The organism is Oscillochloris sp. ZM17-4 (assembly GCF_019599295.1).
GTDB lineage: Bacteria > Chloroflexota > Chloroflexia > Chloroflexales > Chloroflexaceae > Oscillochloris.
This window is the reverse complement of sequence record NZ_JAIEWN010000009.1, coordinates 91,239-101,236: the sequence shown is the minus strand read 5'-3', so window position 1 is coordinate 101,236 and position 9,998 is coordinate 91,239. Positions and strand designations below refer to the sequence as shown.

9 protein-coding genes are annotated in these 9,998 nt (G+C 66.6%); 4 read left to right on the top strand and 5 right to left on the bottom strand.

From position 1 onward, the window contains the following. Window positions 1-41: 41 nt before the first annotated feature. The gene (locus K2Z83_RS09585) at window positions 42-2,102 is read left to right on the top strand and encodes a C25 family cysteine peptidase (protein WP_220594947.1); all 2,061 of its coding nucleotides are present in this window, start codon (window positions 42-44) and stop codon (window positions 2,100-2,102) included. Here the strand turns inward: K2Z83_RS09585 and K2Z83_RS09580 are convergent. The 4 genes from K2Z83_RS09580 to K2Z83_RS09565 all read right to left on the bottom strand — a co-directional run bounded on the left by K2Z83_RS09580 (window position 2,080) and on the right by K2Z83_RS09565 (window position 6,004). Further along, on the bottom strand, window positions 2,080-3,492 hold the full coding sequence (locus K2Z83_RS09580) for a lipid II flippase MurJ (RefSeq protein WP_370650122.1): 1,413 nt from the start codon (window positions 3,490-3,492) through the stop codon (window positions 2,080-2,082). The genes K2Z83_RS09585 and K2Z83_RS09580 overlap by 23 nt on opposite strands. Before the next feature lie 55 nt (window positions 3,493-3,547). After that, the gene (fabG, locus tag K2Z83_RS09575; RefSeq protein WP_220594946.1) at window positions 3,548-4,288 is read right to left on the bottom strand and encodes a 3-oxoacyl-ACP reductase FabG; all 741 of its coding nucleotides are present in this window, start codon (window positions 4,286-4,288) and stop codon (window positions 3,548-3,550) included. 78 nt (window positions 4,289-4,366) lie between these two features. Continuing rightward, complete coding sequence (locus K2Z83_RS09570; RefSeq protein WP_255603662.1) at window positions 4,367-5,359, bottom strand: class III poly(R)-hydroxyalkanoic acid synthase subunit PhaC; 993 nt, start codon at window positions 5,357-5,359, stop codon at window positions 4,367-4,369. Window positions 5,360-5,485: 126 nt separating this feature from the next. After that, a complete protein-coding gene (locus K2Z83_RS09565) occupies window positions 5,486-6,004 on the bottom strand; it encodes a hypothetical protein (protein ID WP_220594945.1) in 519 nt (172 codons plus the stop codon). A 194-nt stretch (window positions 6,005-6,198) separates the two neighbouring features. On the opposite strand from K2Z83_RS09565, the gene K2Z83_RS09560 reads away from it, so the two are divergent. The 3 genes from K2Z83_RS09560 to ybeY all read left to right on the top strand — a co-directional run bounded on the left by K2Z83_RS09560 (window position 6,199) and on the right by ybeY (window position 7,988). Then, entirely contained in the window at window positions 6,199-6,513 is a 315-nt protein-coding gene (locus K2Z83_RS09560) for an autorepressor SdpR family transcription factor (RefSeq protein WP_220594944.1), read from the top strand. A 470-nt stretch (window positions 6,514-6,983) separates the two neighbouring features. Continuing rightward, window positions 6,984-7,439, top strand: a complete 456-nt coding sequence (locus K2Z83_RS09555; RefSeq protein ID WP_220594943.1) for an NUDIX hydrolase — start codon at window positions 6,984-6,986, stop codon at window positions 7,437-7,439. Window positions 7,440-7,508: 69 nt separating this feature from the next. Then, window positions 7,509-7,988 (top strand): rRNA maturation RNase YbeY, encoded by a 480-nt coding sequence (ybeY, locus tag K2Z83_RS09550; protein ID WP_220594942.1) that lies wholly within the window; start codon window positions 7,509-7,511, stop codon window positions 7,986-7,988. A gap of 57 nt (window positions 7,989-8,045) precedes the next feature. On the opposite strand, the gene K2Z83_RS09545 is transcribed toward ybeY, so the two are convergent. Then, the gene (locus K2Z83_RS09545; protein ID WP_220594941.1) at window positions 8,046-9,026 is read right to left on the bottom strand and encodes an NAD(P)-dependent oxidoreductase; all 981 of its coding nucleotides are present in this window, start codon (window positions 9,024-9,026) and stop codon (window positions 8,046-8,048) included. Window positions 9,027-9,998: the final 972 nt, after the last annotated feature.

Genomic DNA, 9,998 nt, shown 5'->3' with positions numbered 1-9,998 from the left:
CGTTTGAAACATGCCTAAGCACCATTGAAGGAACACACACCATGTCACCTGACCCGAACAGCGACATCTCCGCGGCGCTCCAGCGCACCATCGAGCTTATGCGGGAGCAGGCCGATCGACTCGCGAGGTCCATGGAAGACGATGCGCCGCTCCGCAAGAGCGTGGCGCAGCTTGAGGCGATGGCCAAACAGCTCGCGCCGAATCAGCAGGGCGAAGACGTAGCTGCGTCCGCCTATACGGGTTCGCTGAGCTTCTTGAGCGCCGGGGAGAGCGAGGACAACGAGGAGCTCTACGCCAACGGCATCGATGGCACCACGGGCACCCTGCTGCTCAAGATCGACGCGGCCACCCTGGTGTCGGTGGCGATGCCGGAGACTGAGAAGGTTGAGCTGAACGGCTACGGCCAGCCGAAGTTTAACGAGAGCGCCAAAAGCAAGCTCGTAGCATACGGCAAGCACGAGAGTCTGTTCGACAAGAAAGATCGCCTCAGAGCGGACATCCCCGAGGCGATCAGGAGCGCGCTCAACATCAGCGGTATCGGCGACATGATCGCGGATCATGGCGTCACCGCCGACTATGACCAGAACCGGATCGAGGCGGTCGGCTGGGCGGTGCTGGTCCACGCCCAGGAGGATGTGGCGGTGCTCAAGGCGCTCTGGCCGCTGATCGACCATCGGATGCGCCAGATGGGCTTCGGCAAGCGCGACTTCGACTTCCAGAGCGGCGACACGACCTGCGGGGCATGGCTCAGCCGCCACACCGACGGCGGAAAGAAGACCATGAGAGCAAGCGCCCAGTCGGATGCCAGCGATGACCCATGGGGGCAGATCAAACGCCTCAACTGGGAGGGCGTCACGGTGCCGCCGGTGCTGCTGGTGCGCTCCGGCGACAGCGTAGACCAATGGCTCGCCCGCCGCGGCGTATCCCAGGCCCCGGTGGACCCCACCAGGGGCGTGCCCTTCTACCTGATGATCGTCGGCCGCCCCGGCCCGCTCACCCCCAGTGACCAGGTCTTCATCCCCTGGGACTTCCAGTACGAGCTGGATATGTTCTGGGGGGTGGGCCGGCTGGCCTTCACCGACGAGCGCGGCCAGCACCGCCTCGACGACTACCGGGCCTACGCCGAGCGGGTGGTGGCCTGGGAGCAGCGCCCCGACGACGCCGGCCGCCAGCGCACAGAGATCGCCTTCTTCGGCACCCGCCACGAGGGCGACACCTCGACCGAGCGCAGCGCCGACGAGCTGATCGCGCCGCTGATCAGCTGGAGCGGCGCGGCGGGCAAGATCCCCGCCAGGATGGGCATGAGCACGACGGTCTACCTGGGCGACGACGCCACGCGTGACAACCTCGGCCGGCTGCTGAGCGCCAGCGCGCCGCCGGCCCTGCTCTTCAGCGCAACCCACGGCATCGGCATGCCCATGAGCGACCCGGCCCGCCTGGTGATGAACCAGGGCGCCCTGCTGACCGCCGACTTCGCGTATGGCAGCATCCGGCCCGAGCACTGGCTGTCCGGCGCGGACCTCGACGAGATGAGCAACCTGAACGTGGAGGGCATGATCGCGCTGCTCTTCGCCTGCTACAGCGCCGGCTGCCCCCAGATCGACGAGTTCGTCTTCGACAAGGCCAAGACGCGCACACAGATCGCGCCCTTCCCCTTTGTGGCCCAGCTGCCACAGCGCATGCTGGCCAACGGCGCCCTGGCGGCGCTCGGCCACATCGAGCGGGCCTGGACCTACTCGTTCAGCGGGGTCGAGGGCGGGGCCGACAGCCAGAGCCAGCCCTTCGAGGATGTGCTCGGCCGGCTCATGCGCGGCATGCCGGCGGGCAGCGCCACCGACCAGTTCAATGTCATCCAGGGCGCCCGCTCGCTCACCCTGACCCAGAAATTAGGGGAGGCAGAGATGGGGATCGCCCTCAGCCCAAAGCTGCTCGCGCGGCACTGGATGGCCCGCAACGACGCGCGCAACTACGTGCTCCTGGGCGACCCGGCTCGACAGCATCGTGCCGCGCACGGCCCTGCTGGCCCTGATCGTGGCGCGGGCGGGAGAGATGTAGGGACGCAGCGCGCTGCGCCCGCCCCTACGCGAGTCGTCGCCGCATAATGATGTAAAGTATCACCGCCTCAACGGCAGAGGATGCGGCGAAGACTAGCGGCACCAGCACCGGGCCGACCAGGCCGATCAGCGGGAGCAGCAGGGCCACGCGCAGGCCGAGCTGGAGCAGGTTGGTGATCAGCGGAGTGCGGGTGTCGAGGCGGCTGATCATCGCCCGCGTGAGCACCTCGGTGGCCACATAGGCCGGCAGGCCCAGGCTATAGGCCGCCAGCATCAGGTAGGTCAGGTCGCCGGCGGCCACATCGAAGGCGCCCCGCTCAAAGAGCATACGGATCATCGGGCGGCCCAGGGCGATCAGCGCCAGGGCGGCCAGCGCGGCCATGCCGCAGGCCGCCAGCAGCGCCCGCCGCAGCGCCCGCCGCATGCCCGCCATGTCGCCAGCCAGGCTCAGGGCCGACAGGCGCGGCAGGGCGGCCTGGCCGATGGCGACGCCGAGCATGCGGATGGGTAGGCCGACCAGCAGGTAGGCGTTCTGGATGGCGCCGAGGGCCGCCGCCTGGCCGGACAGAGTGCTCAGCGCGGTGTCCACGATCACCCCGCTGTAGTTCACCCCGCTGGAGATCGCGTTAGGCACCAGCAGGCGCAGCGCCGTGCGCAGGTCGCGGTCGCCGGGCGCCCAGAGCAGGCGGAGGCGGTAGCCGCGCCCGCGCAGCCCCGGCGCCAGCAGGGCCAGCTTGATCAGCGCGTCGAGGATGGCGCCCACCGTCGGCCCGTAGATCCCCACCTGCGGGAAGATCATCGCCGCGACGATCCCGCCGATCATAGCGATGTTGTGCAGGACTGCGGCGAGGGCGGGGAGCAGGAGCTGGTTGCGGCTGACCAGCAAGGCCACCAGGCCGCTCTCCGCCACCACCAGCATCACCTCAAGGAGCATGATCCGGGTGAGGCTCACGGTGAGCGCCTGGGTGGCCGGGTCAAGGCCGGGGGCGAGCAGAACGCGCACAAATGCAGGGGCGGCCAGGGCTGCGGCGAGGCCGAGGGCGCCGGCAACGCCGAGCAGGACGGTCAGCGCGAGGTTGAGGACGCGCCGGGCGGCCGCGTCGCCGCCGCGCGCGTAGGCGGCCACGAGCACCGGCACCAGGGCGTTGGTGAGGGCGCCGCCGCTCACCAAGGTGTTGATCGTGTCGGGCAGGCGGAATGCCGCGTAGTAGGCGCCGGCCGCGTCGCTCAGGCCGAACTGCGCGTTAAAGAGGATCTGGCGGACGACCCCGAAGGCGGCGGAGCCCAGGAAGGCCAGCATATAGACCGCCGCAGCCTCGGGGACGCCCAGCTCGATCAGTGGCCAGCCGCGCAGGGGGGTGCGGCGCAGACGCGCGAGCAGCGCCCCCAGTGACTGGAGGCGCTGCCGCGCGAGCGAGATAGTATCGGGTAGCGACACAGGGATCCGTTGATTACACCGTAGGGACGCAGCGCGCTGCGTCCCTACGGTGTAATCAAAATATCAGGCCGCCGTCGACTGAGAGCACAATGCCCGTGATGAAGCTGGCCTCATCGGAGGCGAGGAAAAGGTAGGCGTTGGCGATATCCTCGGCGTAGCCGATGCGGCGCAGCGGCGTGCGCTCCTTCATCGACTCGATCACCTTATCGGGCACCGTGGCGATCATGTCGGTCTGGATGAAGCCGGGGGCCACCGCGTTCACGCGGATGCCGCTCGGGCCAAGCTCGCGGGCCCAGGTCTTCGTCATGCCGATCACGCCAGCCTTGGCGGCCACATAGTTGCTCTGGCCGAAGTTGCCGTAGAGGGCGACCACCGAGGCGGCGTTGAGGATAGCGCCGCCGCCGCGCGCGATCATGTAGGGGGCCGCGTACTTGCTACAGAGCCACACGCCCTTGAGGTTCACGCCGAGCACCGCGTCCCACTGATCCTCGGTCATCTTCTGCATGCGGGCGTCGCGGGTGATGCCGGCGTTGTTCACCAGGATATCGATGCCGCCGCCCCACTCGCTGGCGGTGCGCATGGCGACTTCGACCGACTCGGAGCGGGCCGCGTCGAGGAAGACGGCGCGGGCCTGGCCGTCGGCCTGGATGATCTCATCGGCCACGGCCTGGGCCGCGCTCATATTAATATCGGCGACAACAACCTTCGCACCCTCGCGGGCGAACGTGAGGGCGGTCAGACGACCGATGCCCTGCCCGCCGCCGGTGACAAAGGCGACCTTGTTCGTGAGACGCATGGTACATTGCTCCTCTGCACGTTATGTTGTTAAAAAGACTCTGGGGGCGAAGCTGCAGCTACGCCCCCATCACACGACCTAGTTGCTACGCTTGGCCAGCCAGGCGTCAATCTGCGGCCAGACCCGCTTGTTCGCGCCGCTGCCGACCATCATGCCGATGTGGCCGCCGCGCATATGCAGCAGTAGCTTATCGCGCGTGCCGACCTTATCCATCACCGAGGTGGACTGGCAGGTTGGCACGATGTGATCCTTGTCGGCGATCACATTCAGGAAGTTGCAGCGGATGTTGCGCAGGTTCACCGTCTCGCCGCGCAGCTTGAGGGTGCCCTCCATCAGCCGGTTCTCGCGGTAGAACTCGACGACCCACTGGCGGAAGGCCCCGCCCGGGAAGTCGACCAGGTCGGTGACCCACTTGTTCATCGCCATGTAGGACTCGACGACCGCCGGGTTATCGAGGTTATCCCAGAGCTTGAAGTAGTTGCTGATAAAGTTCTCGACCGGCTTGAGCATCTTGCTGCCATAGTCGATCATCGAGCCGGGCATATTGCCATACTGACGCACCAACTCATCGACATTGTAGTACTCGGTGGTCAGCCAGCGGTTGAAGGGGCCGGCCTCCTTATCTTCACGCTTGCCCATGTGCCGCTGCATCGCGCGGACGATGCGGGGCATGTACTCCAGCACATAGTCATCGAAGGTGTAGTGCGAGTCCTCCTGGCCGGGGCGACCCCAGTCAACCATATAGACATCGTAGCCCTGGTTGAGCAGGTACTCGACGAAGCTATTGCCGGGGCGCAGGTCGAAGATGTCGGGCCGGTTGATCAGGGCGAAGATCAGCAGGAGCGGCACCGGGTGGCGCTGTTCGGGCGGCAGCACCGGCGTGAAGTGATACAGCTTCGCCTTATTCAACGACCAGATAAGGGTCTTGGGGGTCTGTCCGATTTTAATATCAAGGCGGCTCGTGGCAAGCTTGGCGAAGGTGTCGCTGCTCTTGGTGAAGCGGTCGAGCTCCTCAAGGAAGCGCTTCGTCATCACCTCAGGGTCCAGGATCGGGTCTGGCATAGTTGTCATAATCTGCTCCGTACGCGAGTATGAGATAGCCGATAGCCGATAGCCGATAGCCGATAGCCGATAGCCGATAGCTATCTACATCATAGCGTTGTACGACGCCGGACACAGGCTCCGGCGGATCATCGGCTACTCAGTTGCAGGCTTACGGCTGCGGCGCGGGGCCGACTTCGGCTCAGACTCGGGCGCAGCCTCCTCGGCGGCCGGCGCGGGCGCAGCCTCGGCGACCGGGGTGGCGGCGACCGGCGCCGCCTCAACAGGCAGCTCAGGGGGGGCGACGGGGGCGGGAGCAGGCGCGGGCACAGCCAGAGAGCGCACGGCGAAGAGGATATCATCCAGCCGGGCGTCCATGTCATCCAGGCGCATCTCGATGTTCGTCATGCGCTGGGCCAGGCTGATCACCTCAGCGCGCGAGGGCATGCTCGCCTGGGCGAGGTAGGCCTCCATGTACTGCGTCATGACATTCTGCATGGGGGCAGATGCGGCGAGCATCGTGTCGAGCTGGACGCCGAGCGCCTTGGAGAAGGACTCGGTGTTGACCATGGATGCCATGCCCTTGGCCCATGCGTCGAGGTTCGCATCGCGGATCGTGCGCCACGTGCCGATGGGGTCAGTGGGGTCGAACCCATCGCTCTGTTTGTTGGTCACAGCGTGTCTCCTTTGACAGCGCGCAGGTGCGCGCGATAAATGCACGGTGAGGATCACGGCTCAGCACTACAGTATCACGCGTAGTTACACGAAGGTTACGCGAGGGGAGACATCCGCCCAGCGAAGGATTGACCGACGCCCGGCCCCGGCGTATACTTCGACCGTGGCCTAATTAGACAGTTGGCTAAACATCTATGGAGAACGCACTCACCCAAACCATGCAGGCGATGTCCGACCCGACGCGGCGGGCGATCCTGCAGATGCTCAACGAGGGCGACATGACTGCCGGCGATATCGCGGCGCGCTTCGCGATCTCAGCGCCGAGCGTGTCGCACCACCTGAGCGTGCTGAAGGCCGCCGACCTGGTGGCCTCCACGCGCAACGGCCAGAAGATCATCTACCGGCTGAACACCACCGTCGTGCAGGAGATGCTCCAGCAGATGATGCAGCTCTTTAGCGTCGGCGGCGCGGCGCCGGCGACGCGCGATACGGAGGCACACGATGCGTAACCCTCGCGCACTCTACCTTGTTGTGGCGGCGATGTTTGTCTTCAGCCTGGCGGCCCTGCCCTTTATGCCGAACCCGGCGCCGCTCCACTGGAACGCGGCCGGTGAACGTCCTGGGCTTTCGCACCTAAAGGTGAGCATCCGTAACATGATACGCAGCGTGCGCGCCGAGGTTGCATGCTCGTGTGTGTGTCGCTCAGCCCGACGCCAGCGCGCCGTAGGGCACAGCATAGCGCGCGCGGAGCCACATTGCACAGACAAGCCCAGTTCACGTGCCCGCCGATTCAGGGTTTGCCAGCAGTATCGTCGCAACAGCCCTGCCCCCGCCAGCGGGGCGGCAGCCCGCAAGAAGCGTTGCATGCTATAATGCCTACAATAGTGCCTTTGTGCCATGGTGAGGAGCGAATCAGCTACGCAACAAAAACCTACTGGGATGCGATGCTCGCCCGCATGCCCAAGAAAGCCTGATATTCATGACCTCACACGCCAACAGAACGACCCTCCATCGCACTGCCTACTCTGCTGGCGGCGTGATCTATCGGGTTATCGCGTCGCAGGCGGAGGTGGCGCTGATCGCCACCGACCGCGGCGGCCGCTGGGGGCTGCCCAAGGGCCACGTGAACCGCGGGGAGACGGCCGAGGCTGCGGCGCTGCGTGAGGTCGCCGAGGAGACGGGCCTCTCGGGCGAGATCGTCCAGCACCTGGCGACGATCGAGTACTGGTTCCGCGCCGGGTCCTCGCGCATCCACAAGTATGTCGACCTCTTCCTGATCAGCTACTCAAGCGGCGAGGTGCGCCCCCAGGAGGCCGAGGTCGACGATGCGCGCTGGTTCTCGCTCGACGACGCGCTGCGCCTGGTCTCCTTTGAGCGCGAGCGCGATGTGATCATACAGGTTGCTGAGATTCTGCGCGGGGCCGGTCTCCGCTAGCGCGCAGATACCGCTGAAGATGATCGCCTAAGGACGCAGCGCGCTGCGTCCTTAGGCGATGTGGAGCTTATGGATCATATCATCGAGGTGACGCTCGCCGAGGGGCTGGAGGGCCGCCTGCCCGAGGGGCTCGACCCGGCCCTGGTCGAGCGGGCGATCGCGGCGGTGCTGCGGGCCGAGGGCGGGGCCGCGCCGCTTGAGGTCGGCGTGCTGATCACCGACGACGCCCACATCCACGCCATGAACCGCGACTACCGGGGCGTCGACGCGCCCACGGATGTGCTCTCCTTCGCCGACGACGGCCCCGAGAGCGGCTTCGTGGCCCAGGCCGAGGGGCCGCGCTACCTGGGCGATATCGCCATCTCCTACGAGCGGGTCGTGGCCCAGGCCGCCGAGTACGGCCACGCGCCGGCCCGCGAACTGGCCTACCTGTCCGCCCACGGCGCCCTGCACCTGCTCGGCCACGACCACGAGCGCGGCCCCGATGAGGCCGCCGCCATGCGCGCCCACGAGGAGGCGGCCATGGCCGCGATCGGGCTGCCTCGCTGACGACGTAAGGGCGCAGCAGCGCGACGCTGCTGCGCCCTTACGAGCGCACGCTGAGCCTCATCCCAGGTAGCCGGCCGGGTCCATGCGCCCGGCGGCGATGGCCTGCCTGAAGCGCTCGACGCTCTGCGCGACGCCCTCGACCAGCGGGGTGAAGGGCACCTCGCCCAGGGCCGCGCGCAGCCCGGCGTCGTCCAGCTCCTCGGGGAAGGGCAGCGGCGGGCCGGCGAAGGTGATCTGGCCCCGCGCCGCCGGCGCGGCCGCCTCGATCGCCGCGACGATCTCGCCCATCGCCACCACGCTGCCGCGCAGGTTGAAGACCGGCGCGCCGGCGCGGGGCGTCCGCGCGGCCTGGATGAACAGCCGCGCCGTGTCGTCGGCGTACTGGAGGCCCTGGCGGCCGCTGAAGGGGATGTGGTAGGGCCGGCCCGCAGCAGCCGCCACCATCGCCCGCGTCGGCCCCGAGGTCAGGCCCTGGTCGCGCCCCGGCCCGTAGATCGTGTAGGGCCGCAGCCCGATGCTGCTCACCCCCTCGTCCAGCCAGTAGACCCGCGCCGTGCCCTCGTTGGCCTGCTTGTAGACCCCGTAGTGCGTGCGCGGGCTCTGCGCCGCGTCGTCGCCCAGCGAACCCTCGCCGTAGTCCTCGCTGCGCCCGTAGACCGCCACGCTGCTGGCGTAGACCAGGTGGCCAATGCCGGCCCGCTTGGCGGCCTCGAACAGGTTCACCGTGCCGACGACGTTCACCCGCGCGCCGAGGGACGGGTCGGCCTTGCAGAAGGGCACCTGGAGCGCCGCAAGGTGGATAATCCGGGTCGCCCCCGACTCGGCCAGGCCCGCCTCGACCGCCGCCATGTCGGTGATGTCGCCCTTGATGATCTGCACCCGCTCCAGCTCGGCGTCGTCGAGCACCAGCCGCAGGCGGTGGGCGCTGCCGCCCAGGTCGAAGATCGTGGTCGGCACGCCCTCGCGGGCCAGGTTGCGCACCACCCAGGCGCCGATGCAGCCCAGGGCGCCGGTCACCAGAAAGCGCTCCTCAGACATCGCTGTCCTCTTTCTATAAGCTTCAGGCCGCCGTATGATACCACCCGGCGCTGTTAGGGCGCGCCCGACACATAGAGATCCCCGGCGACGCGCGGAGGGTCGGGCGGCACCCTGATAAAGCCCATCCCGACACCGACGATCACGCTCAGCGTGAGGGCGATGCGCGTAAATATGTGAATAAAAAGATATATACGGATATGAAAATTGATATCTTCTAATGAAAATATAAGGAATGTATAAGTATAGAGAGTGCGCCATCCACGGGGCGCGGAATGTGCGCTGCGCCGCCGCAAAACGAGGGGTATATAGACCTGTGATCAGGTTATAAGCCAGTAACTACGGCCATATAAGATAAGAACATTAAAATGTCACATATATGCGAAGAGGGGAGCGCGAGACTCCAGAAGGCCACGATCATCGCCTGCGTCCAAGACCCACCCATCATTTACTCTCATCCTACCATCCGATCTCAGGAACGCGCGCCCTGATGCCATAGCAGCGCTGCTGAGATCACACACGCCTGAGGGCAGCATGGCACACAACCCTCTTCGAAGTCAGGCGCGCGCTAACCCGCGGATCAATCGCCGTCGGTCGCCTGCGCAGTCCATTGTCGAGTACGCTCTCTTTATTGGGCTCATCGCACTTGTAACTACTGGTGTCCTTAATAGCGTTGGTAAAAAGACATCGTTAGTCTTCAACGATGTCAACCAAGGACTCACTGCGGCTGAGGCAGCCACAGCAGACCCGAGCGCGCCACCGACGGCAACACAACCGCCCGCGCCATCGGCGACCCCGTACCTCGTGTCGCCGCCCACCATTGCGCCCGCGCCCACCATCCCCATTGGGGGCGGCGCGACCGCGACGACGGCGCCTACGGCCAGCAGCACCCTGGTGGCAGCTACCGCCACCAACACCCCGGTGCCTGCCACCGCCACGAGGACGCCGGTGCCGCCCACCGCCACCAATACCCCG

Coding starts and splice junctions, on each gene's coding strand:
- K2Z83_RS09585 (WP_220594947.1), top strand. CDS start 42: ATGTCACCTGACCCGAACAGCGACATCTCCGCGGCGCTCCAGCGCACC.
- fabG (WP_220594946.1), bottom strand. CDS start 4,288: ATGCGTCTCACGAACAAGGTCGCCTTTGTCACCGGCGGCGGGCAGGGC.
- K2Z83_RS09570 (WP_255603662.1), bottom strand. CDS start 5,359: ATGACAACTATGCCAGACCCGATCCTGGACCCTGAGGTGATGACGAAG.
- K2Z83_RS09560 (WP_220594944.1), top strand. CDS start 6,199: ATGGAGAACGCACTCACCCAAACCATGCAGGCGATGTCCGACCCGACG.
- K2Z83_RS09555 (WP_220594943.1), top strand. CDS start 6,984: ATGACCTCACACGCCAACAGAACGACCCTCCATCGCACTGCCTACTCT.
- ybeY (WP_220594942.1), top strand. CDS start 7,509: ATGGATCATATCATCGAGGTGACGCTCGCCGAGGGGCTGGAGGGCCGC.
- K2Z83_RS09545 (WP_220594941.1), bottom strand. CDS start 9,026: ATGTCTGAGGAGCGCTTTCTGGTGACCGGCGCCCTGGGCTGCATCGGC.